Here is a 24,055-nt window from a genome sequence, read left to right as displayed (position 1 = left end):
AGGGTCAGTTAGTTCGCGGTACTCTCTGCAGCGGTAGCGTCTTCGGTATCTGTGTCACCATCGTCGTACATCTCATATGCAACTGGCATCGACCGTCGACCGTGGGCATGCCCCAGGACGTAACAGAACCGAAGTTCGCGTTTATCAATATCCCAGTCCGTCGGCATCTCCTCGGTCTTTTCCAGGAGTCGATCGACAGTCTCTGGGAAGAGCAGGTCACGGTGGTACGACTGGTCGGAATCTTGGGCATAGAGCTTCGCCTTCTCCAGCGCTGCAGTCAGAACGTTCTCCAGTCCGTTCTTCGTGAGTTGATCGCCTTTGGTGCCGGAATCGAGTGGTCGGCCGACGTTCCGAACCGAATCCTGGTGCCAGCTTATCTGGCCGACGAGAACGCCCGCTAACGTCGCTGCCTTCCGAGTTGTATCGTCGAACAGAGGCCTGTCTAGGAACAGGTCTAATCGCTGTTCGCGAATCGATTCAATGTCGCTCGTGTCGATAGTGGGTTCTGTCATCGTAGCATCCGTTGGGTCGATTTGCGTGTCGAGTCCTCGAAGGAGTCCGGCCCGTGAAAGCGTCTCCAGGTGGACGAGCTGTTGTGCGACAAGTTGCTGTGGTGGAATCTCGCCACCTTCTGCAGCATCGCGGTACCGTTGGAGGTACTCCTCGAACAGAGGGTGTGCGTCTATCGGGGTTCCAGAGAGAAGCCGATGGTCAACAATTCGGCGAAAGTCATCGCCCTCTTCATCCCGATACGCGAACACAGCGTCGGTAAACTCATGATTCGTCACCAGCGTGTACGCGAGCCGGCGTGCACGCATCGTGTCTGTGGAATCGAGTTGGAGCAACGGCCAGTTGTCGAAGGGTTCGAACCCGCCTTTTGCTGGCGTGAGCGTCGGGCCCTCGATTGTTTCTCGGAGTGACTCTGCAATCGTCGTTGGCCAATAGACCGATGCCGCGGGTTCCTCAGCGATGATATGCTTGTCATCACCGATTGGCATCGTGATTGTGTAGAACCGGAGCTCTTCTTCAGCCAGCTGCTGAATGGCTGGGTCATCGTTTTCAGTAAGGTGAAATGTGACCTGTGCCATCGGCGGGTCAGCAGAATCACCAATCTGACCCTCTGGGTCAACTGAATCAAGCGCCAGATAGAGCGCATCTGCTTTCTCACCCGTTATTTCGCCGGCGAAGTACGGAAGTGCATACGTCTCCATGCCACCGTTTCGATAGACACAACGCTCGATCAGGTCCTGGCCCTTGGCAAACAGCATGGCAACATCGTCGCTAACCGGGTAGTTACGCCACGACTCCGTCTTGCGGAGACCAGGCTGTGCGTCGGGATGCTTTACCGAAAAGATGCCGAGCGGGCTTTCGGGGGTGCCAACGACACGGCCTTCGGTTCCTGACACGACCCCGACAGCGTGGCCTTCGGAGGCACCCTTTTTGATGTTCTTATCGGCTGCGTTGGCAGTCGCATACCGTTGCATCGCCTCTTCGAGAACACCGACATCGGCGGGGTAGTACCACGCTTCATTGGTTCCGTCAATGGACTCGATCTCCGCCGGGTCGAGTTTCAGCCGGACCGTCATCACGTATGGAAGCGATTCGTCTGCCGGCAGACGGTCGAGAAGCTCTGTCTCCAGTGATTCTAGACTCTCAGAGTCTTTTTCGAACACCGATGCGAGCGCCTCGAGGAGCCATCCATCCGGATGCCCGTCATCGCTAGTCACACTCTGCACACTGTCTTGCTCCGTCCACGAGCGGAGACGACCAAGAATTGTGCTGCTAACACCTTCGGCATCGTTTCCGTTTTTTGAGCCGATTTGTGTGAGGCTATATTTCGCCCCTCGTCCAGACGACTTGTGGGAATAGCCAAGCTTCGGGATAGCGTCCTCACGAAGGACATCTTGGTCTACATCGACAATCTCTGCTGTATCACTCGTCAAGTCGATAGAGACGGTGATTAGGCGACCGTCGTCGACGAACGGGTCGAGCTTACTCGGCGTCGTATAGAGGGAACCACCACTTGCAGCGACTGCCAGCACACCGTAGAGTGCCATCACATCCTCCAGACTGGCTGGCGGACGGCCGTGCCAATAGCTATCCAGCGCACGTTGGAAGTCGTCGGGCGTTGGTCGGTCGCTCATGAGTTGGTCGCTCGTGGTGGGGTCTGTTCTCGAAGATTCAGGAAGCCAAAGCCATGCTCACGACGCTGTCCAATCCCTGCATCAAGTGCGAGATTCAGATGGTAGCGATGAGTCTCGTCTCGCACCCGATAGCCAAGCTGCCACTTCGAGAGGATGACTGTCCGATTAACCTCCGTAGCAGGCTGGAAGGGTATCGAGTAGGTTACCTTGTCTTTGATCGGTTCGAAACTCTCGAAGAGAGGGGCATCAACCTCCGCTGGCCCATCATAATACGTGTCACCGTATTGTTCGTGGGTCTGCTGAAGGGACCGTCGGATGGTGTCTTGGAGCGGACCCATCCCATGTTTCTGTCGCCAGAAGATCTTGGTCTCTGCGTCACCTGAATCCATTTTCGACGTGTCGATGTCGTACTCCTGAGCACGCTCACGACCCATGGCACAGAACACGCCCGTTCCCGTATCCATGAGTCCCGTCGAACCGGGCTCACCAACGTCCGGTGCATGGCCGCTTACATCTGCGATTTCGAACCGCATCTGTCCGATGTCGAACGCTCGGTTCCTTCCAAAGTGGGCGATGAGGTCATCAAGGACTTCCCGGCGGGGGGACGCGATGCGGACGTATCGGCGATCGCCTTCCTCGATATGCCCCCACGGGAACACGTTCGAAAAGGCGAAGCCAACACCATGACTCGTCTCGTGAACAGTATCATACTGCTCCGAGTCCTTGAGCCCGCGCCAAATGCGTCCTCGAAGTTTATGATGATACGCAGAATCGTATTCTGCGTCAGCAATCGCGTTAAGTCCCAACTCGATGCGCACTGGTTACATCAGCTCCATCGCTGTACCATGTTTTGGCATGTTCGTTGCATGGAAAGGCCAATTGTTTGTACCTTTCCCCAGGCGGTAGAGTACTGGCGGAAATTATTTCAGGTTAACAGACAACTAGGCATATAACGGATAAGGCGATTGTTCCTGTGGACGCGGTTCAGACGAACCTCTATGGGATTGAAGCAACGAGATTTACGAGGATCAGACGCCTGTCGTCGATGTTTCAGACGAACCCCTGCGGGATTGAAGCGTGTCGGGGTTGCCCGCGCTGCCGGTGATACCCGCGGTTTCAGACGAACCCTTTCGAGATTGAAGCTGGCGGACTCTCGACGTGGTTAAGGAGATAATAGAGTTTCAGTCGAACCCGTCTGGGATTGAAGCAGGGCCACGACGACGGGACCGATGAGAAACATTCGAGTTTCAGACGAACCTTTGCGGGATTGAAGCGACGCAACTGACGACTTCGACTATACCGACTGCTTCAGAGACTTACATAGCAGCTTAACCAACAGCCGTCCACCCTACCGACTTTGTTGGTTAACCACGTCGCTGGGACGGTAGCCACGTGTTGACGGGCTCGTCAACAATTTCGTTCGAGGTGCTAGCGCGTGGACTGTGCCGTCGCTGCGAGACAGGTTGGGCGCTGCCGGGGTGGCTGTCCTAAAGCCTGGCGTGGGCGAGCACTGCGGTTAGGCGTTGAGGGTGATGCTCACGGACCTCTATAGGCGTTCGAAACAGACGATTTGGTCTGATTGTGTGAAATCTTTCACCCTCCATCCTGCGTCTAACCAGGCGCGCGAGTGGCTTTTACTCCCGTTTGACCACCAAGCATCGAATTTGTGTGCTGACTTAGGAAGAGAGAAAGAGAGAATCTCCTCTATCTCGGCAAAGGTGAACTCAATCTCCTCGCCTTGTACTGTACGAAGATACTGTTTTAGCGGTGAATATTTTCCGTGGTATTCTTGCTGTGCCTGGGAATCCGCTCGAAATTCCTCCTCAGCTGCTTTTCTCTCCTTGTTCCACTGTGGGTCGCATTCGTCGATTAGTTCCGCTTCCCGTTGTTTTCTATCTCTGGTAACCGACGCCCAAAGTGCAACCTGACCCTGGTTACGGATAACGTCGAGAATCGCATTGTTGATTCGGCAATTGGTCTGTTGCCCGCCTTCGAAGCAGTTCCTGGGAGAGATATTCGAATACCCAGCTTGGATACGACTGTGGATATCTACAGCCTCCCCGACGTATACAATCTGGTAATTTGCGGTAAAGACGTAGACGCCTGATACCTGTTGATAGTCGGTAGTATCAGCAAAGAATTTGCAAAAAGGCCCCCAGCCGTACTGATGGACTGGCATTTCATCCGCCTTCGCGTACCGAGAGTGGGGCATTTTGAGGTCAATCTGGCCACTCTCGTTTTCTTCAAGTGTGACTGTATCTACGAAATTAAACTCTTGAGCGAGCGTAGATATCTCCATGTCCAGAACTGGTAACCAGCTGGCATAATAGTAGGGTCAATCCTACCCGATGGCCATGTGTGATCTCTCCGTAGTGATTGCATTGCTCGGACCTGCCTCGGCGTCAACGGCGCCGGCGAGAAGCATGAGCTCGACGAGACGCCGTGTGGCCACCTCGGTGACTGGTGTGTGTTCGTGCGTGGGGGCACGGCTGGGACGTTGGGCCGTGTGCTGGTGGTTCACTGGTTGAGACCATATCGGGTATGTCAAACCACGTGGAGAGTCTGAAGTGACCCCCCTCAAGAAAGGACGGTCGCTATTACGTGGTGACCTTGACGTGAGTTAGAAGAGAAGAATAACCAGTGCGACAACTGGGGAGCCATACAATTGAGCTAGTATGTAGTATCTGCTGCTAAGCGACTCCTCAGCAGCGTAAGTATACATCCCAATCCCGGCCATCACCACACCCAAATTTGCATAGAGGATCAAGAGTTGGTGCGGGTTAGCGACATCGCGAATATAGACGTTAATCGCAAGCGCATTGGCAAACACCGCAGGTCGGCTCACATAGTGTTTCTCGACAAAGTATCCCAGAACGATGAGGGCCAGCGGGGTCAGGTGGCTCAAAATCCTGTGTGGTAACCATTCAATCCATACTGCCGAAACAAACTCCAGCTGAAGGGACGCTGCAATCATAGTACCACTTCTCTGTTCCACCCATGTACCGTCACGTCGTACCGCCAATCAGTTTGCACATACATCCGAATTGTCCATCATGTGCGGACTGACATAAGACGGCTAGACGTTTCAGGTGTAAACATCCGCCTCAGCTGTGTTTACAGGCGAAAAATCAGTTTTCAGTCTTCGAATTATCTATGAGATATAAGTTGTTCGCGCTGATGGGAGGGAATATGCCCCCGACATTCAGCGCTCGAATTGATGAAGAAGACATTGAAGAGTTGAAAGACAAGGCCGGTACAGAGGCCGACAGCGAAGCTCTTCGCTCAGCTGTCGAGTATGCCGTTCACGAATCTGGCAAAGAGCAAGCCCGGCTAGTTCAGGGTCTAATCCTGATAGTAATAGGCGCCTCGCACTATGTCGAGTTGCAAGTTGAGCCAGCCTTCGCACCGATGCTGATTATCCTTGGACTCGTCATCTTCGAATATCCGTTCTTCCGGGGTCTTTTTGATCGGGTTGTCGCACTTGCCCAGTCACTCTGAAGTTGCAAAATAGACTGCTTTCGGGCGATATTCCGGGAGCTGTTTTTAGTTACTGAAACAAGCATGAGGCCGTAGCAGTATTTTGAGCCCGTTATATTCATAGGCAGTGGACAATGATTGCATTTCACTAACTAGCATGTCTACTGACGACCTCTCCATCTGGGAGACAGATGCTCTTCTCTCAGCATTGATTGCGCTCGATCCTCAGCGTTTCGAGGAGTTCATTGCCGAATTATGGATTCGCCGTGGCTGGGACACGGAGGTGACGGTCGGATCAAACGATATGGGTATCGATATCAAGGCGACCAAGTCGTTCCCCTACAGGAGGAAAGCGCTCATTCAAGCGAAGAAGTATGCACATGGCAACCGGGTTTCCGGACCGGAGGTCCAGAAATATGCATCACTCAAGCAGCGAAACGGCGTCGATGAAGTCATTATCGTGACCACGAGCGGGTTCACAAAGCAGGCTATCGAACTCAAACAGAAGTTCAACCTGAAATTCATCGACGGGGAACAGCTGATTCATCTGGTGCGAGAGAGCGATTCCGGAGATCTACTTATCCAGTTCACAGATATACTGACCAGTTGTCCTTCCTGTGACGCAGCAATCGATGAGGAGGACAAATATTGCATGCAGTGTGGCGAAGAGTTGGACCCCCACCGTGTTCCAAAAATCGAGGCCCAACGGAAGCAACAGACGCGCATTCCGCAGGGTGACCAGTCAACACAATCAACCGAAGATGCACGGGCACTCACGATTAAGGCACGGGGACGGACACTGCGCGTAGACGATGGAGAAACCCTTGGCAATCAACTGCGTTCGTTCCTTACTGCGGATGGAATATCCGACTCAACAGCCGAACGTATCCATCGAGAACACATTGGATTTCAGAAATCCAACGGCCATTTTTATGTCCATCAGCTCGGGCCGAATTCAGTGAAAGTCAACGGCAATCCGATTGATAACAAGCAGTGGGTCGAAATCAATCCGGGTGACAAAATATCCCTTTCTGGAGTTATCGGCCTCGAAGTTACCGGTTATAAGTTCTGAGGTACCCAGCTCGTACTGGCGATTGGGCTGTCGACCGTCTCGACCGTGGCGGGAATGGTCCGGTGACGGTTATCTCACTCAGCACCTGGACCCGACTGCTAGAAAACCCGTTCGAGAAGGGCGAATAAATTCTGCCGTGTGTTACATCCGCCAGAAATGGTCTTATATTCTCACAGCAGAATACGCTTAGAAGATGCATCTAGAGACGTATTCACACAACGGTGGGAAAGCCCGGTTACGCGAGAAAGGTGTTCTCGGGGAACTGAAACAACTCCCGGCTATCTGGGCAAAACACTCTGGCCAGGGATCCTACTCGGCACGGTCGGAGGCACTCTACGATATGGGTGGCTGGGAAACACAGGTCCAAGTCGATCTCGGACCCGCCGACAGCCCCCATGCAGAGCGACTCACACCGTTTCTCGATGCCTATCACGATGCTCATCGGGTGGCCATCGAACACGAGCGCAAAGAGCAGATGCGGGCCCGCTGGCATCTCATGAAGATACAGGCCGCCGCAGAACGCTTGGAGACGCTTCCCATCGACGTTGCCGTGCTCATGTACCCAACCGATCGAGACCCGTCTCTGCGCCGGACACGGCGAGAACTAAATGGCCCATTCTTTAGCGAGCATTTCCCTATCGAATTGCCGGTCTTCGTCATGGAGTACACTGAGGCCCAATGAGCAGCAATAGCAAAGCTGTCGTCGGCGTCGATGCGTGTCCGGCTGGGTGGTTCGCAACAATCCTTGATGACGATAGTATCAGTACAGCGGTCTTCGACGAATTCGAGAATCTCTGTACGACCTACGATGCCACACGGATTCTTGTCGATATCCCCATCGGCTACCCAACTGAAGCACGGCGCCGCTGTGATCTCGCTGCCCGTGAGGAACTTGGCAGTCGCGGGAACTCGGTCTTCTTCCCACCATGCCAGAGTGCACTGGACTGCGAGGACTATGAGGCTGCGAACGCTAAGCACCGGAATCAGCTCGGGAATGGCCTCTCAAGGCAGGCCTACAGCATCGGCGACAAAATCCGTGAAGTCAACCGCGTCGTGGGGCAAGAGTATGACAGCACGATTCGAGAGAGCCATCCAGAACTCTGCTTTGCTGAACTCAACGGCCAACCAATCGCCTACTCGAAATCGTCACAGCGGGGTCAAGGCCTCCGAATGAAGTTGCTCAGCGATGCACTCGATACGCCGAGAAGGCACTACAATGAAGCATGTACGGATTACTATCGGAAAGATGTCCGTCGTGATGATATTCTTGATTCGATGGTACTCGCTACGGCGGCCCAGAAAGAGCTCACGACTATCCCAGCGAAGCCAGCATCCGATGAACCAAGAATCTATTACCCAGATTTTGATGTCGACATCGAAGAGTGGGAGGAATAGTAATCGGGCCATCGACTGTCTCAACCGTCGCGTGGATGGCACGATAGATGAAGCGCGTAATTCTGGACGAAAACCGACAACAGTGTCTTAACCAACATAGTGAAGATTATGGACTGGCTGTTGGTTAATACAGATGGCCAAGGAACCGACCCCACCGGCGCCGCTCCCGGCGGGATTCACCGACGAGTGTGCGACTCTGTCTCCAACCCAGATTCGGGCCCTCGCCACGTATGCCGAAACCCTGGCCGAGTATCGCGAGCGACAGACACGCCTCGAGGCCGAGGACGAAGCTGAAGACGAGTCGGCTGCTGCCGTACCAGATGAGCGGCCAGCAGCGGTTCCGACCAACGCATCGGTCACAGTCAAGGAAATCAACGACAACCGCTACCGGTACTGGCAGTGGCGAGATGGGGACAAAATCAAATCGAAGTACATTGGCCCGGCTCAGTCCACCGACTAATGCGACAGTTGCTTGTCGTATCGGCTTGCTTCCTCGCTCGTCTGGTTCATGCTGTCGACGGCTCCTACTGTGTGTGCCACCAGTCATACGACAGACACGCCACCTCGAGACACAGATGCCAGATACCGACCAACACTATGGTCCAGAGTGGGAGGTCAAGGAGAAGAAACGCTCCCGCAGGGATACTACCCATTAGGAGTCCCTCATTCCGACTCAGTCGGGCAAATACAGTCCAAATCCACGCTTCAATCCCGGTGAGGTCAGCAGTATACCGTTCTATATTCCCGAGGTCCGTCTGGCTCAGCCCCATACTGAACAGGAAGACACTCCCGAGACCGAACGCGAGGAGTGACGACGGGTAGGCAAGGAAATCTGCGATGATATACAGCAGGGCTCCACAACTGAAACAGACCGGCAGCGGCATCGCCGAAATCAAGACGCTCTGCCACGGCTTGCCTGGGTGGTCATGCCGGATAAAGCCGGGCCGCTGATTGTCTGCCTCCCAATCGAGATAGTTCTGCCACTGCCAGAACTGAATCTCGTGGATGTCTGTCCTGGTGATCACACAGCCACAAGCATGGGCCAGCTCGTGGAGCACGGTACCTGGTATCGTCACCACACTCAGGACTATTCGGCCGACATCGACGAGCTGTAACCCACGACGATACAGATACGAGCGCACGCCAGTGATATCGAGTAGCCGAGAATACGTAATGAAACGCCGTCATTGTATCCAGTATTCTGGGAGCTCTTGACCGGTTTGAATCAAGTCCGTATATGCACTCTTATCACGACACCCCTTGCGGTCGTCGGCCTCGCGAAGTTGTACGATCCCAACGCCGAGGTTCTGGTCGGTGTCTAACTTGTACTGGAGGCTATCGACCGTCTCGACTATGGCGTGGATGGTGCAGAGACTCGTCGACGACCATGGCGGGCGGGCTGCCGGCATTCTCTTAACCAACGCGACCTGCCGCTGGACCGTGCATGTTGGTTAACTACGCCGAGACTTCTTGCACCCGCCGAGTCTACTTCCAACCATGACCCACGACACACCAGACGGTACCGACGAGCGTCGGCTGTGGTGTGACCACTGTCAGCTCAGCGTGGCGCCGTCGACGGACGGTGACGAGCCCATCTGTCCGGCCTGTGGCGGCGAATTCTGAGAGTCAACCAGGAAGACGGGTCAGTCCGGGCGCGGGTCGCGATAGCCGATGACAGCGACATCGTCGATGAACAGGACGCCCTTCATGAAGTCCAGCTTGGTCAGGCTGTGCTGGTAGAGGTTGTGCCGACCGAGATAGTTCACCGGCAGCACCAGACAGCCGAACTCGATCTTCGGCCGGCTATCCTTCTGTGTGCGGTACCTTTCTGGAACTTGAGGAGATCGTCGCTGACGTTCTTGCGTTCGCTCTTTTCGACCTCGATAGCGATGCGGGCATCGGCGTCGTAGAGGTCGACGCTGTAGTTGAACCCCAGATGCGACCAGAGCTTGCAGTTCGGGTTGAAGCCACCTCCCGCATCTCCCTCATACTCGTACTGTGGGAGGCTATCAGCAATCCCGGCATCGAACCCGCCGACCTCCCTGTGTTTCGTCGAGCCGTCGAAGACATCAGCGGGGACAGCCTCGACGGCCGCCCGTATCGACGCCAGTGCCTCATCTGGAAATGCCTCAGACGAGGTCTGGGTACGGCGCTCGCTCAGTTTGGTGACCTCCTCAACGATAACCATCTTAGCTCCACCCTCACCGTGCAGTGGCAAAACAGTTCTCGAAAGGTGCCAGCGGTGGGCAGCGCACGTGTTTCTGAGTTTTTCTTTACGGACTGGGGCCGTACGGGTGTTGGGTCACTGCTCGATATAAGGCCCATCGGCAAACACCGTGCCGGATTGTTGCTGACCATACGGATGAGGGCTTCCAACGGCCACCATTTGAGCTGACGCCTGTATCGGCGAAACGTCCTATCTGTGGTTACAAGTCGACAAGCAGCCCCCTCAACTACCAGGCTTTCTCCAGTACTGCGTATGCCAGTAGGTCGCTGGTCGTGACGACAGTTTGACCTTGTCTGGCTAACCCCGTCTGTAGATAAGCGTCTACACGGATATCCGAGACGCCCGAGAGAACGCCGCCGACTACAGCTGTCTTTTTGTCAGATTTGGTAGCAAATAATAAGTGCTGACAAAGGAATTATTTTCCATGGATTCGTCGCGTCGTCGGAATTTTCTCAAAGCTTCGATATCGGGCACAGTGCTGGGTCTTTCAGGCTGTCTTGGTATACTTGGGGAAGACTCAGCCGATACTAACGAAGATTCGAGTGATGCTGACGAAGATGCAATTGACACTGCCGAAGACTCCAGCGATGCTAACGGCGGTTCAGGCGATATGGGCGGAGCCCCCATGTTCAGGTATGACACCGCGAACACGGGCTCTCGCCCGAGTGAAACCGGCCCCAAAACGTCAGTCACCAAGCAATGGGCCTTCCAGACTAGGAGCAAGGTGCGGTCATCGCCAGCAGTCGTTGATGGGACGGTCTACGTCGGAAGTGGCGCCGGCAGTGTGTATGCGTTGTCGGCAACCGATGGGACCGAACAATGGGAATATGACTCCATAAGCCCGTTAAATTCGTCGCCGGCAGTGGTTGACGGGACGGTCTACATCGGGAGTACCGACGGGAGTGTGTACGCATTGTCGGCAGCCGACGGAACCGAGCAGTGGGCATATGAGACCGGGGACCGGGTGTATTCATCGCCAGCAGTCGTTGATGGGACGGTCTATGTCGGTAGCCTCGACGACAGTGTGTATGCGTTGTCGGCAGCCGATGGGACCGAGCAATGGGCATATGAGACTGGGAGCTCGGTGCATGCGTCGCCGGCAGTGGTGGATGGGACAGTTTACATTGGGAGTGCCGACCAAAGCGTGTACGCGTTGTCGGCAGCCGATGGAGCCGAGCAATGGGCATATGAGACTGGTGACGATGTGGTTTCGTCGCCGGCAGTAGTTGACGGGACGGTCTACATTGGGAGTTACGACCACAGCGTGTATGCGTTATCGGCAGCCGACGGGACCGAGCAATGGGCATATGATATCGGGGACGCGGTGTATTCCTCACCGGCAGTGGCGGATGGGACCGTCTACGTCGGAAGTTTCGACCACAGCGTGTATGCGTTGTCGGCAGCCGATGGAACCGAGCAATGGGCATATGAGACTGGGGACGAGGTACGGTCGTCGCCGACAGTGGTGGATGGGACAGTCTACGTCGGGAGTGACGACGGCAGCGTGTACGCGTTGTCGGCAGCCGATGGAACCGAGCAATGGGCACATCAGACAGGGGACGTTGTGCGATCATCGCCGACAGTGGTGGATAGGATGGTGTACATCTGGAGTGATCACATATACGCGTTGTCGGAGCGGTAGCCTCTGGGTTGGGATTTTCAACACCACAATCTGCGTTTGTTTCGACTTGTCTGAAAAGTCGTTACTGTGGAAGTCTCATTGTTTCAGAGTCGGCTGAGAGAATTCGTTGCTCAATCGACCTGCTTACTGAGAGCACTGTTTGAGGGCCGATTGTGTAACGATTATAGCGATGACGACAATCACAAACCTCGGCAACACCCCTAATTTCGTAAATGCCCGTAGGACGAAAAGAATAGCGAGGGCTACCACGGCAGAAGCGACCATTATCTGAGTCTCGCGGGAAACCATACCGTAAATCAAGAGAGTTGGATGAAGTACCTACTGCTAAGTGGTTCTCCTGTACTGACCGATTCACGGCTTGTGAAACAAGTCACTACTGTGGAAGTCGGTTTGTTTCAGTGTCGGCTAAGAGAATTCGCTGCTCAACCGACCTGCATATCCAGTAGCAGAGTTCAAAGGTGAGAATTATGACGATTCCGTCGGCGGTGGATGGAGATCTCAGGAAGGGCGGACAACACACGACACCTACGAGAAACGGCGTTGGAAATGCGACCTGAGACCGTACCGGCAGTGAATAGAACTGAAGAAGCTGCCCGGATATCACTCACCAAAAGAAGACCCGTCAACCTCCGTCTTTGAGATTACTTGCGTTTCACTCGGCCAAAACTTCAGGCTCGTAGCGCGCCCCTGGTGGTTAAATTCTCCCGATAGTTCGACGGTAACCTCATACGACGAAAAAGAATTATATTCTGGGATTGAGCGCACTGTAACACCGAATGTGCGCTCGTAGTCGGGAGATTGTTCAAGGTTTGCGTAGGAACGGCCACTCATGAACACTCCTGTATAAACAAATTTGCGAGATTCACCGCTTGGAATAGCATATTCAGACGAGTCAGTAGGGGTTATAAATTCGTCAAGATTATCAGAAGGAACCGGAGTGGACCAATTACTTGTGTAACCAGACAGGTTCCACGCGGGGTGGTCCCGGTCACTCATGAAGCTGTCAACAATGGGCTTTTCGACACGGTTGACATCCTGCGCTTCTAGATGTTCAAGTTGTATACCATTAAAGATAGCAGGGCCCGTGCCAGTGTTTTCAATCTCGACAACAAGCCACCGCTCCGAGTACTCACGTTCAGGATAGTCCGTCTGCCCGGTCGATGCCCGTGCAAGTTCAAGCCGAGGTTCATACGCCCACTCGAGTGAGTCAAGTTCGTCCCCGCTTCCATTGACAGCTACGAATGTGAGCTGCGCTCCAGGAGACACAATTTCTTCTGGAGCAGGGCCACCTTCAACCATTGGGAAGGAGACTTGTGAAACGCCAGTATTCACTTTCTTTGAAGCGAACAGTTCCCCGTCCTCGCGAACTGCATTCACCGACGCCACCGTTTCGGCATCACTGATTGATACCGCAACGGACGTCCCATCTGCCCCAACGCCCATGAGGTAGGTTTCTCCCTGGTCCTCCGTTGTCGTTACAGTTCCAGTCGCCCCGTTCTCACCACCATCACCGTTAGAGCTGCCATCATCACCGCCCGAACAGCCGGCTAGCCCCGCAAGTCCAATACAAGAAGTCGTGAGCAATTCCCGACGTGAGATCATGCTAGTAGCTGGTATGAAGATTGCAATTACTTATCGAGTTTGGTAATCTAATCTGGCTCTTCATCCACTCTATCTACCGATATCGGTATTTAGAGGGTGTCTTTGGGTTGTTAATTCATCTTAGTTACAACGATTCCATCTATATTGTCATATAGCGAGTTGACACACGGGACCAGCACGACACAACTCACAGCAGTTGACTGGTTAAAATATACTGACAGCTCTCCGATGTCAGCCGTCGAAAACCGTCGCTCAACCTCGAAACGGAAGTCAATCCACTACCTCGTGGCGTTGCTGGTGTCGAGGTCCACACGCTTGAGCAAGCCGGCCACTTCGAGGGCGACGAAGAACGCCTCGTTGTTCACGAGGGTATGGGTTGTGACGCCGATTTGGGTGGCACGCTCGCTCGTCGAGATTACATATATGCAGTCAGTCGTGCTTGGTCTGCATCCTCAGGATCCGGAACGAGATCATAGCGCTCGAGCATCGATTCGGCGCCTTCCTGATCGTATTTCAGCCCCTCGAAGACGAGTTCGGGCGAGACTTCCAGCGTATGAATGTATGAGCGTCCACCTGCACGGCCAAGATTGCGTTCGTTGCGCTCGAGCAGGCCATACAGACGAATCGAATCGAGGAAGTCGTTCACGCGACGCTTCGAACGGGGTTCGTAGCCACAGACCGAACAAATGTTCTCATAGACGTTGTAGATGTTCTTCGCTCGTGGCGAAGATTCGTCATCAAGATTGAGGAACGTCGTCGCGAGCAAGGCAAGTTTCATTTGGGAGGTGAGCTGGTCGCGAACGATGGTGAGGACGCGCTGTTCCTCGACACGGCTGCCAGCCTCTTCGACATGTGCCTGTGTGACCTGCGTTGCGTCTTGTTTCCGAGCGATATTCCCAGCTGTTTCCAGAAGATCGAGAGCTTCGCGAGCGTCACCTTGTTCCTGGGCAGCCCGGGCCGCACAGAGTTCGATGACTCCCTCATCGATTGTCCCCTCACGGAACACGAGTTCGGCGTAGTGGTCGAGAATCTCGGTCAGCTCGTTGGCGTCGTAGGGCGAAAAGAAGATTTCGTACTCACAGAGCGTGCTCTTGACGCGAGGATCCAATGAGTCCTTGAACATGTGGTTGTTCGAGATGCCAATCACGCCAACACGAGTGTCTTCGAGCGAACCCATTTTCCGCGCCCGAGGAAACTCATAGAGGAGTTTGTCGTTGTCGGCACCGAGCATATCGATTTCGTCCAGGACGACGACCGCGTCGCCATCGAGCTGGTCGAGTTCCTCATACAGCGTCGACCAGAGAAAGCCCTTCGTCGGGCCCTGTTCGGGAACCTGATCATCTGGCGGCCGAAGCTGGTTGATAAGCGAGATGAGGACGTTGAAGATGCTATCGTCCTTGTTGCAGTTGACCTCCAGAATTGTGAGTGGGATATCGTGTTGTGCGGTTTCCTCGCGGAGAAAACCCATCATCTTCTTCGTGACGACGGTCTTGCCGTTGCCCGTCTGCCCATAGATGAAAACGTTGTTCGGACCGAATCCCTCAACAACGTCCTGGAGTGCTTCGGAGTAGCGACTGATTTCCTCATCTCGGCAAAGAATCGTTTCCGGCGTATACCCTTCGTCGAAGGGACGTTTATCGGCGAAGATTTTTCCCGGGTCGTCGAACGGCGAATCCATCTTATCTGAGAACTTATCATGATGGTACATAAAATGCTAGTTCGAGTGTTTCGAGTGTTTCCGGTGTTCGTACCTGAAAGGGTTATTGACGCCCCCCGTTTCGAGTGTAAACATCGGCTATAGAGCCCATAAAAGCAGTATACCGGATAGTTCAGTTTGTGTTGAAACCCTGACGGAAATGTGCCCCCCCATTTCGAGTGTTGTCTGGAGGAGAGATGGGGAGGCACACACACCCCCCATTTCGAGTGTTCTTAGTATGAGGAGGGTGGGGCCACATATCGAGGTCAAGTTTATGTCGAGAACAGGTTGTAGCAGCCTTCTTAGTTGTGAACACCGATTACTAGAAGCGGTGCGATTCCTGGAGAGCTGTCTGTCGTCTTTTCCTTTATTTATATTTCTTTCTACTAGCTAGTGTTAGTAGTAGTAGTAGAGCGCTTTCCCGCTCGATAAACACTCGAAATGGGGTGTGGTGTACCCACTCTTTATATACAAATCGACAATCTCGATGCTACTCCCCCACCTACGGATTCTCACCGGTTAACACTCGAAATGGGGGGTGTGTGTGGTAGGGGTTCCTCAGTTTTAACCAACAAACCGTCCCTCTCTTCCTAAACGTTGGTTAAGTCGGTCGTTCTCCCCCCAATAGCCGCTATAAATGAGTCCTTCAACCACCCAGTCCCCATCTGAACAGGGGGATGTCCCTAAATCACTCACTCACTCGGAATCTGGTGTGTGTGTGTCATATCGGTGAACGCCGGAACACTCAACCTATAATCTGTGGAGTCGTCTCAGGTGGGGTCAACTGGAGCTATGTACTGACTCCTGACTTTTTCACCTTCCCGCCACTGGAGGTAGTAGTATTCCCGTCCGTTGATTGTTTTCGTCGTCAGCGTCCCCTTCGATGAAGATATTGAAGCCTTCTCACGAGCCTCTTCGAGTTTACTCTCCCACTCCTCATCATCGTCCCAGTTGTCCGGGATCTCAACTGACTCCTCAGATGTCTCGACTTGGGTCGATTTCTCGAGTTCTGCTACCAGTGCTTCCACGTGTTCGATGGCGTTCTGGCGATGCTGTTCTATAGTTGACCCACCGCTCTCAGCTGACTCCATCGTACGGAGATGTTCGAGCGCCTCGATTGCGTGGTCTCGGTCATCCATATACTAACCAACAGAGGCCGCAAAACCTATAGATGTTGGTTAACTATCCTATTTGGCCAGCCGTCTTACCGCTCGCTTATCGTCTTCTCAATACTACTAAGTCGGATTCTGCTACTCGCCGACGACAACACGTTTACCTGACTGTGCAGACTCACCTATCGCCGCCAGTGTCTCAGCGTGGGTGACACTCTCTTCGCGGTCGATTCTTGGTGTCTCGCCGCGCTCGACACACTCGGCGAAATGTTCCACCTCTAAGCGATAGTGATCTGCGGCGTCGAATCGTTCTGTCACTTCCCGCCCGTCGACGGCGTAAGTGAGCGATGTCTGGCTGTCGACACCGACGTCGAAGGTGGGCTCGGCGCGGAGCCAGCCATCGGTCGTCTCGACACGGTAGTACTGGGTTAGTGGTGTCTCGAAGCCTGACTGGACCCGAGCGACGGCGCCGGAGTCGTACTCAAGGATGCCAGCCATCTCGGTGTCGACGCCGCAGTTACGACTGTCGTGAGTAGTTGCGTACACCTGGTCGGGTTCCCCGAGGAAGAGACGTGCCGCGCTGACAGCATAGGTCCCCACGTCCAGTATCGACCCACCGTCGAGATCCGGGTCGAGTCGGATGTCTTCGGCACCGTCGGGCATCCGGAAGGTGAACGTCGACGTGACTGCGCGAACCTCACCGAGTTCGTTCGCGACGATGTCAGCGGCGCGTTCAGTGAGTGGGTGGAAGCGATACATGAATGCCTCCATTAGGGTGATATCACGATCTTCACAGTAGTCAAAGACAGCAGCTGTCTCGCTCGGGTCGCCGGTGAGCGGCTTTTCACAAAGGACGTGCAAACCAGCGTCCGCGGCGGCTCGAATCCACTCGGCATGAAGCCCGTTTGGCAGCGGAATGTACACCGCGTCGATATCGGCTTCTGCGATGAGTCTGTCGTAGCTGCCGTAGGCCTCTGGAATTCCAAACTTGTCGGCTACATCCTGTGCGGCGCCTTCATCACGTGAGGCGATGGCCCCGACCTCGTGATTACTTGCGACAATCGCCGGAATCATCGATGTCACACCGATATTAGCCGTACTGAGGATTCCAAATCGCATTGTTGGTATGGACATTGGCTCACAGAGCCTGTTAATAGCGGGGGCTCCCACTACGCCTCGTGTGGCTTGAATCGAGCAACACGGATCAATCCGTTTTTGCGAAGCAGGCATTGATTTCGTAGAGCAAGCCCCGATACCGAATACAGCTACCAGCATGAACTTTCCTGGTAACACAGACCAATTTTAAAATAATACGCCCAAGAGTAACATAGGTAACAGCGAGCACCAGGCGGGCCACGATTCTCGTTCTTCGCGGATTGCGAGTCAGGCGGCCGGAAACAACTCTTCCGTCCGAAGCTAATCAAGGGTTCGTATTCGATACTGCCAGCCACAGAACGACCCCTGGCTTGATTGCACGGCCCCACATCGGGCCTGATAGCACATGGTGAGAATCGAGAAGACGGCATTCCTGAGCGATATCAGAGGTCAGAGCAAGTACCGAGAGTTTCCAGATAGCGATTACAGGAGTATCGAAGCCGCTGTCGAGGAAGTCCCGGCCGATGTATTTCACGAACATCAGAAGGGCATCGAGCTACGGGAGTTCGATTCGAAGATAGCATCTGAATTGCCTGGATATGACCACGAACACGATGATTCTAGTGGGCGCAACTCCGCCTGTAAGCTCTGGGCGGATGCGGGGTTCGATCACAGCGTCGACCTCTACAACGCAGATGAGCGAATCGCAATCGAGATTGAGAAGAGTGAGGCCAAACGAGTCAGCGACGACATCCTCAAGTTCATCAGGGGTGGCAAGACACAGCGGGAGAAGCGACAGACAATCGAGTTTGGCTGCCTCATCGTCCCGACGAACTATGGTGGGTCCAGAGACCTCCATCGTGCAACCACGCGGAACCTAGAGTTCATCCGGAGTGTGCTCTTCGTCGAGGATATTGCGGTCTTGGGGTACGAAGACCCCAGATGGGGCTGATATCTATACGCTCTCTATCTCCATTATGATGGCCGTTGAGAGATGAATCGAAGGTCACTCAGTCTCGAGCGGTCCAGAGCCGTATCCACTAGACGACAGTATAGGAAGCGATAGATTGAACCCTCCCTTCCGCAATTGACCATCCAAGATGGGTCTGGATACGGTCGAACTCTTTGCTGGGGTCGGTGGCTTCCGCCTCGGACTCGAAGAAGCGGGCCACGAGGTCATCTGGAGCAACCAATGGGAACCGAGCATCCAGGCCCAACACGCATCAGACTGCTACGTCAAGCACTTCGGCGCCGACGACCACACCAACATCGATATCAACGATGTCCCCACAGAGGACGTGCCAGACCACGAGCTGCTCGTGGGGGGTTTCCCCTGCCAGGACTACTCAGTCGCCCAGACCGGCGCCGAGGGGATTGAAGGCGAGAAGGGTGTCCTCTGGTGGGAGATAGAACGTATCACCCGTGCGAAGCGCCCGAAGTACCTCCTTCTGGAGAACGTCAACCGACTTCTCCGCTCGCCGACGGACCAGCGTGGACGCGATTTCGCGGTTGTACTCCACTGTCTTCATGACCTGGGCTACAACGTCGAGTGGCGGATGCTCAATGCGGCCGATTATGGGTATCCGACGAAGCGGCGACGGGTGTTCATCTTCGCAGCTCGTCGAGATACCGACTGGGGCGGATGGCTCGACGAAGAGGCCGACCAGCCACACTACTTCACTCAACGTGGGTTCTTCCCCCGTGAGTTCCCGGTCGATTCCGGTCAGCAGCAGTTCCCGGTCGCCAGACAGCCCGATACTGAGCTCCTCGGGGACCCGAAACAGACGAGCGAGGAGTTCGAGTTCGACTTCGAGCACGCTGGCTCGATGGTCGATGGGGGCATCTGGACCCGCGATGTCGACCCCATCGACATCGAGGGGGAGACACTCGGTGATGTACTCCAGACGGGTGGTGTCGACGACGAGTTCTTCTTAGACGAGGAGGATATGGATCGGTGGGAGTACATGAAGGGAGCGAAGGAGGAAGACCGTGTCACGGATGATGGCTACGAGTACACCTTCAGTGAGGGTGCGATTCCCTTCCCGGACAATCTCGATGGTCCCTCTAGGACGCTGCTCACGAGCGAGGGGACTACGGGCCCTGGACGAGAGAAACACGTCGTCGAAGATCCAGAGACCGGCGACCTCCGTATTCTGACACCCATCGAGGCGGAACGGCTGATGGGATTTCCCGACGGTTGGACCGATACCGGGATGTCACGAACTTGGCGGTACACGTGCATGGGGAACGCGCTGGTCGTCGGACTGGTCGAGCAGATGGGGCGGACACTCACGCAGTCGCCAGATGACTTGGACAGTGACTCCGGGCTCGTATTCGGTAGTACGAGCGAGTAGCTGCTCTTGGAATCCAAGCAACGGCCTGAACACGACAGCAATCAGTACGACTCTCATCGCGACACCGGCCGGTCGTCAGATTACCGGTTCGAATCCCGATGAACGTCGTGACTGTGTTGTGCCACGATGACTCGAAATAGCGATACCTAGACGCCTTTCTATATCAACCTCATTCTGTTCCCTATGGACGGCGACGCGATAGGTCGAGATGCAACCTGGGCCGAAGTAGAGGCAGCGTCGAACGCGCTGCTCGGACACACGTTCGGTGACATCGCACAGACCGAGATGGCCGACCACGATGCGACGAAGCTCAAGGGCCAGCTCGGCGAGCTCCTCGAGACCTACTATGGGATGGACCACGACAACGACCCCGACCCAGACTTCCGGCAAATCGAGAAGGAACTGAAGTGCAAACCGCTCAAGACCTCCTATGGTGATTATTTCTACCCGAAGGAGCCGTTGAGCGTCGGTATCATCGATTACGGCGAGCTCGCCGAGACCGAGTACTGGCGCGACATCGAAAAGCTCCGCAAGAAGTTCCTCGATTTGTTCATCGTCTGGTTCGTCCATGACGATGGCAATCGGAGTGAGTGGCCCTTCGTCTGGTGGCAGAACTGGTCCCCGTCGGACGAACTCGACGAGCAGATACAAGAGGAGTACGAGGAGATTCGTCGCCAGGTACTGGAGGGTGAACACCTCAGCGAGAGCGAAGCTGGCAACGATATCCTCCAGACCTGCCCGAAGCACAACTCGGACTTCTCGAGTAACGAACCCGGCTCGTTCATCAAGAACAACGACCACCCGACACTCGAGAAACCCGAACGGAGAAGTTGGCGCATCCCGACACGGTTCCTGGTCAAGATGCTCGCCCAGGATGCCGACCTCGAACTCATCGACTATGGCCGGTCCCAATACATCGAGAAGGATGCTCTCTGGGCGCGCTCGAAAGAACGCGCAGCGGATGCGATTGCTATCGATAGCTACCTACCGGAGGGCCCTGCATAGAGCGAAGCTGCCGATTTATCGGACAACGGATAGCCGTAGATGTCCTCAGGGCTGCCGGCAAGGCTGCAACCGACCTTACCAGAGCTGGACACTCGTTGGCCGGTGATATCGATTAATCGCTACCCATTGCCGAGAGAGGACTCCCGACCGCGGACTGCAAGGTACCGTGGCCGAAGTCTCGACTGAGGCCGACGGTCAGTCGGTCGAGGCAGGTGCCTCTGGTATGGAGGACTCCAGATATCGTTCGCGGAGCTGATTATCCACACAGACTCCCTGGCAGGTTGCGCCCTGCCAGTCGATACTCTCGGTATCGATTGCCTCTCGGATTTCCTCCGAGAGGAACACATCCTCCGGGCCATCTCGGACCCAGGTACCACACCTGTTGAGTTTGGTCGAGAGATAGTTTGCACATAGCAGCTTGAACAGGACACGTACCGGCAGTTCGGTACCATCGAAGAGGTCGGGGCACTCCAGTGGTTCCAGCTCCTCCATCTGGTCACGGGGGATGACAGCATCGACGATGCCGGAGTCGTCGTAGTCGGAGATGGTACGCAGTAGTTCATACTCCAGGGGTTCATCACGTTCTGCCCGCCGAGACCGGATACCTTGCAGCGTCGTCGCATCCGGTGTCATTGGACCGAGCCGTTCGAGTATCTGCTCAGCGATGGCCTCGATATCCGATTCCCGCTCGGGGTGCTGTTCGCGTAGTCTATCGATGTATGCCAGCGTCTCCTCCAGATCGATAGTTGTCGAGACGACATCGGTCGAATAGCCTCGGTAGAGCTCGACCTCGAACTCGACAGGATGGGTGATATCGGCGTTGACGACTCCGTCGAGGGGATGGGGTGGCGCTGCATCCTTGTCGGTCTGGAGGTCGACACGGAACGACTGCTTGTTGTCGTGAGGAACGTGATGGCGGAAGTTCCGTGAGATACTCAGGCTTCGACGGCCCTTGTACGAGAGGTCCCGGTCGTTAAGATTGGTATCTGGCTTCGGAGTGCTGGTCCGGATATCGGGTTCCTCCGGGGCTGATTCTCCAAGTGCGTCGAGGAGTGAACACGCGACCCGGAACGCCATCGTCGGCGGCACTGCATCACCGACACGCCGCCATTTCTGTGCCTGGGAGGTTCCGGTGAACTGGTACGTGATGGGGAAGCCCTGGATGGTCGCTATCTCTCGGATTGTCGGCTTCCGGAAGCGACTCAGCCCCTCCGGTGCCTTGTCGTCCTCCATCACGAGTGTCTCACGCGCCACACGGCGGTTCGTCGCCAGTACAGTCCGGGAGGGAACCTCCGGGTCGTCCGGGAAGCTCATCTTCCCGTAGAACGAGTGGTCTTCCTTCCGGACCCGAATTTCTTCGGCCTCTCGGTTGGTGACGTGACTGATGTAGTAGTGGTCGGTCAGTTCCGCGGCGGGAAGCTCGATACCGTAGGTCGGGTCCGTGACGGTTCCTGATTCGGGGATACCGTCGGTCGATGGTGGGAACGCCTCGCTGATGGCACCAAAAGATGGAACGTCCTCGTTGGTCGGCTCCGGAACCGGGAACTCACCAGAGAAGAGCCGACTCCGACGCTGTGGAGTCCCGTAGTCATCCCCGTCCAGGATGGCCTTCTCGATGTCGATGCTATCGGTCCGGTCGGACCACGGAATATCGGTGAAATCAATGGTCTCGGGAAGGTAGTTGTCAAGTCGTGGAATATTCTCCATGACCCAGTAGTCGGGCTCTAGCTCGCCGACGAAGTGGATGAACCGCTTGACCAACTTCATACCCTCCTCAATGTCCCCACCACCGCCCTGCTTGGCCCACGAGAACTCGGTACACGGTGGCGACCCGAACACCACATCAACATCATCGGGAAACTCGTTGGGGTCGAACTCCAGGATATCCGCCTGGATGACCTCCGTCTCGGGATGGTTATGCCGGTAGCTCTCACAGGCCTTCGGCTCGATATCTATAGCATGTGTTATCTCGAAACCGGCCTGTCGCATTCCTTCGCTGAAGCCACCGCCACCACAGAACAAATCGATAGCAGTCGGTGCGTCGGACATACCATGGCCACGGTGCCCTCTATTAAAGAATTTTCGATCCTGGTCGGACTTCTTCCCAGCTTCAGCTGGGGATATCCATGTCACATAGGCCCCGTATCCTACGGTCGATATCATCGACGATGGTCGACAGTTCCTCACTGTCGTACGTCTTCGAATGGGCCACATCACAGGCTGTGTAGTACAGTGATGTCGTCACCCGGTTCGGGTCTCCTGTGGCCTCCAGCATGGCCGCATACGCGTCCAGTTGAGCCTGATAATAGTCTGTCTTGGCCTCGAGGTCAGCGGTATCGTGATTTCCGGTCTTGTAATCGATGATGTGATACCGGTCACCCGTGACCAGGAGACAGTCGATGAAGCCGTACAGCTCCCCACCTGGGAGGTTGGCCGTCAGCTCCAGCTCGTCGTACCGTGCGGTCCCGCCTTCCATCTGTCTCTCGACGTACGCAATAGCCCGGTCGGCGTGGTCGAAGACGGCCTCGCGGTCGGCACTGATAATCTCACCGTCGTACTCCATCTCGACGAGGGTATCATCGATGACGGCATCCCGGCCGCCATCCCCGGGGCGGAGCTCGCATATCCGATGGACAGCTTCGCCGAAGACACGGCCATAAAGCTGCCGTTCGTCGGGGTCCATCCTGGACGTCGGCTCCCCGCTGGTCGTCGCACCGTCATCGTCATCGAACCGCTCGTAGGATACCGTTCGGGAGGAATCATCGAGGGTCAGTCGCCCATCGGGCTGCTCCCCCTCAAGGTCTGCAATCTGTGATGGCGAGACTGCATAGGTCACATCCGGCTGTGCCGGTCGATCGACGGTCGGCCCCAGCTCCGGGACTGTCGCGAGGCTATCGTCTGCCACCGGTACGGATTCACTTGGGAGGCGGACCATGTACTCGGCGTCGGTCTCCGATCCGGCTCGCTGGAGCTCGCCTGGGAGAGTCCGTCGCGCCACGCCCGATTCGAGCAGTTCGTCAAGCAGTATCTCGTCATCGAGCAGGTGGGGCTGTATCAGATCTCGCCAGGAATCCGCCGCATCGGGTTCGCAGGATTCGAGATGGAGATGACCCTCATCACCGAGTGATGCATCGTGGGTCCCAGCCAGTATTAGATGGTCCCGCGAGCGGGTACAGGCGACGTACAACATTCGTTTCTCCTCCGCACGCAACCTCGATAGCCGTGCTCGGCCGA

22 protein-coding genes and 1 pseudogene are annotated in these 24,055 nt (G+C 55.3%); 10 read left to right on the top strand and 13 right to left on the bottom strand.

Annotation, left to right across the window (positions count from 1 at the left end):
- Positions 1-8: 8 nt before the first annotated feature.
- From cas8b to NJQ98_RS18625, 4 genes are all read right to left on the bottom strand, one after another.
- A complete protein-coding gene (cas8b, locus tag NJQ98_RS18640) occupies positions 9-2,144 on the bottom strand; it encodes a type I-B CRISPR-associated protein Cas8b/Csh1 (RefSeq protein ID WP_262181538.1) in 2,136 nt (711 codons plus the stop codon).
- Positions 2,141-2,962, bottom strand: a complete 822-nt coding sequence (gene cas6, locus NJQ98_RS18635) for a CRISPR-associated endoribonuclease Cas6 (protein WP_262181536.1) — start codon at positions 2,960-2,962, stop codon at positions 2,141-2,143. Before cas6 ends, cas8b begins: the two co-directional genes overlap by 4 nt.
- A 728-nt stretch (positions 2,963-3,690) precedes the next feature.
- Positions 3,691-4,443: a GIY-YIG nuclease family protein gene (locus NJQ98_RS18630; protein WP_262181534.1), complete on the bottom strand. Its 753-nt coding sequence runs from the start codon at positions 4,441-4,443 to the stop codon at positions 3,691-3,693.
- A 321-nt stretch (positions 4,444-4,764) separates the two neighbouring features.
- On the bottom strand, positions 4,765-5,118 hold the full coding sequence (locus NJQ98_RS18625) for a hypothetical protein (RefSeq protein WP_262181532.1): 354 nt from the start codon (positions 5,116-5,118) through the stop codon (positions 4,765-4,767).
- 215 nt (positions 5,119-5,333) lie between these two features.
- Between NJQ98_RS18625 and NJQ98_RS18620 the strand changes: the two genes are divergently transcribed.
- The 5 genes from NJQ98_RS18620 (at position 5,334) to NJQ98_RS18600 (ending at position 8,548) form a co-directional block, all read left to right on the top strand.
- Positions 5,334-5,642 carry a hypothetical protein gene (locus NJQ98_RS18620; RefSeq protein ID WP_262181530.1) on the top strand — a complete coding sequence of 103 codons (309 nt, stop codon included), beginning with the start codon at positions 5,334-5,336 and terminating at the stop codon, positions 5,640-5,642.
- A gap of 136 nt (positions 5,643-5,778) precedes the next feature.
- Positions 5,779-6,693, top strand: coding sequence for a restriction endonuclease (locus tag NJQ98_RS18615; RefSeq protein ID WP_262181528.1), 915 nt, complete (start codon positions 5,779-5,781; stop codon positions 6,691-6,693).
- Positions 6,694-7,033: 340 nt separating this feature from the next.
- A complete protein-coding gene (locus NJQ98_RS18610; RefSeq protein WP_262181526.1) occupies positions 7,034-7,375 on the top strand; it encodes a hypothetical protein in 342 nt (113 codons plus the stop codon).
- Complete coding sequence (locus NJQ98_RS18605; RefSeq protein WP_262181524.1) at positions 7,372-8,088, top strand: DUF429 domain-containing protein; 717 nt, start codon at positions 7,372-7,374, stop codon at positions 8,086-8,088. Before NJQ98_RS18610 ends, NJQ98_RS18605 begins: the two co-directional genes overlap by 4 nt.
- Before the next feature lie 133 nt (positions 8,089-8,221).
- A complete protein-coding gene (locus NJQ98_RS18600) occupies positions 8,222-8,548 on the top strand; it encodes a DUF6788 family protein (RefSeq protein WP_262181522.1) in 327 nt (108 codons plus the stop codon).
- Between the two features lie 64 nt (positions 8,549-8,612).
- Here the strand turns inward: NJQ98_RS18600 and NJQ98_RS18595 are convergent, their stop codons facing one another.
- Positions 8,613-9,146 (bottom strand): hypothetical protein, encoded by a 534-nt coding sequence (locus tag NJQ98_RS18595; RefSeq protein ID WP_262181520.1) that lies wholly within the window; start codon positions 9,144-9,146, stop codon positions 8,613-8,615.
- 439 nt (positions 9,147-9,585) lie between these two features.
- On the opposite strand from NJQ98_RS18595, the gene NJQ98_RS18590 reads away from it, so the two are divergent.
- Positions 9,586-9,711 (top strand): zinc-ribbon domain-containing protein, encoded by a 126-nt coding sequence (locus NJQ98_RS18590; RefSeq protein WP_262181518.1) that lies wholly within the window; start codon positions 9,586-9,588, stop codon positions 9,709-9,711.
- 20 nt (positions 9,712-9,731) lie between these two features.
- Here the strand turns inward: NJQ98_RS18590 and NJQ98_RS18580 are convergent.
- Positions 9,732-10,276: pseudogene (locus NJQ98_RS18580) on the bottom strand (hypothetical protein).
- 463 nt (positions 10,277-10,739) lie between these two features.
- Here NJQ98_RS18580 and NJQ98_RS18575 point away from each other — a divergent pair.
- Positions 10,740-11,957 carry an outer membrane protein assembly factor BamB family protein gene (locus NJQ98_RS18575; protein ID WP_262181510.1) on the top strand — a complete coding sequence of 406 codons (1,218 nt, stop codon included), beginning with the start codon at positions 10,740-10,742 and terminating at the stop codon, positions 11,955-11,957.
- A gap of 123 nt (positions 11,958-12,080) precedes the next feature.
- On the opposite strand, the gene NJQ98_RS19255 is transcribed toward NJQ98_RS18575, so the two are convergent.
- The 5 genes from NJQ98_RS19255 to NJQ98_RS18555 all read right to left on the bottom strand — a co-directional run bounded on the left by NJQ98_RS19255 (position 12,081) and on the right by NJQ98_RS18555 (position 17,486).
- Positions 12,081-12,245, bottom strand: coding sequence for a DUF7987 family protein (locus NJQ98_RS19255; protein ID WP_489146085.1), 165 nt, complete (start codon positions 12,243-12,245; stop codon positions 12,081-12,083).
- Positions 12,246-12,557: 312 nt separating this feature from the next.
- Positions 12,558-13,400 carry a hypothetical protein gene (locus NJQ98_RS18570; RefSeq protein WP_262181507.1) on the bottom strand — a complete coding sequence of 281 codons (843 nt, stop codon included), beginning with the start codon at positions 13,398-13,400 and terminating at the stop codon, positions 12,558-12,560.
- A 574-nt stretch (positions 13,401-13,974) separates the two neighbouring features.
- Positions 13,975-15,237 (bottom strand): Cdc6/Cdc18 family protein, encoded by a 1,263-nt coding sequence (locus NJQ98_RS18565; protein WP_262181505.1) that lies wholly within the window; start codon positions 15,235-15,237, stop codon positions 13,975-13,977.
- A 788-nt stretch (positions 15,238-16,025) separates the two neighbouring features.
- On the bottom strand, positions 16,026-16,394 hold the full coding sequence (locus NJQ98_RS18560; protein ID WP_262181504.1) for a DUF6788 family protein: 369 nt from the start codon (positions 16,392-16,394) through the stop codon (positions 16,026-16,028).
- A 111-nt stretch (positions 16,395-16,505) separates the two neighbouring features.
- Positions 16,506-17,486, bottom strand: coding sequence for a Gfo/Idh/MocA family protein (locus NJQ98_RS18555; RefSeq protein ID WP_262181502.1), 981 nt, complete (start codon positions 17,484-17,486; stop codon positions 16,506-16,508).
- Between the two features lie 382 nt (positions 17,487-17,868).
- Between NJQ98_RS18555 and NJQ98_RS18550 the strand changes: the two genes are divergently transcribed.
- The 3 genes from NJQ98_RS18550 (at position 17,869) to NJQ98_RS18540 (ending at position 20,821) form a co-directional block, all read left to right on the top strand.
- Positions 17,869-18,414, top strand: a complete 546-nt coding sequence (locus tag NJQ98_RS18550; protein WP_262181500.1) for a hypothetical protein — start codon at positions 17,869-17,871, stop codon at positions 18,412-18,414.
- Positions 18,415-18,562: 148 nt separating this feature from the next.
- Entirely contained in the window at positions 18,563-19,816 is a 1,254-nt protein-coding gene (dcm, locus tag NJQ98_RS18545; protein ID WP_262181499.1) for a DNA (cytosine-5-)-methyltransferase, read from the top strand.
- A gap of 183 nt (positions 19,817-19,999) precedes the next feature.
- Positions 20,000-20,821: a MutH/Sau3AI family endonuclease gene (locus tag NJQ98_RS18540; protein WP_262181497.1), complete on the top strand. Its 822-nt coding sequence runs from the start codon at positions 20,000-20,002 to the stop codon at positions 20,819-20,821.
- 195 nt (positions 20,822-21,016) lie between these two features.
- Here NJQ98_RS18540 and NJQ98_RS18535 read toward each other — a convergent pair whose 3' ends face one another.
- Both NJQ98_RS18535 and NJQ98_RS18530 read right to left on the bottom strand, forming a co-directional pair.
- On the bottom strand, positions 21,017-22,984 hold the full coding sequence (locus NJQ98_RS18535) for a DNA cytosine methyltransferase (protein ID WP_262181495.1): 1,968 nt from the start codon (positions 22,982-22,984) through the stop codon (positions 21,017-21,019).
- The coding region (locus NJQ98_RS18530; protein ID WP_262181493.1) for a PD-(D/E)XK nuclease family protein at positions 22,932-24,055 on the bottom strand (1,124 nt) is incomplete at its 5' end. The genes NJQ98_RS18535 and NJQ98_RS18530, both read right to left, overlap by 53 nt.

Source organism: Haloarcula laminariae (genome assembly GCF_025457605.1).
Lineage (GTDB): Archaea > Halobacteriota > Halobacteria > Halobacteriales > Haloarculaceae > Haloarcula > Haloarcula laminariae.
This window is presented reverse-complemented; position numbering and strand designations above follow the sequence as displayed.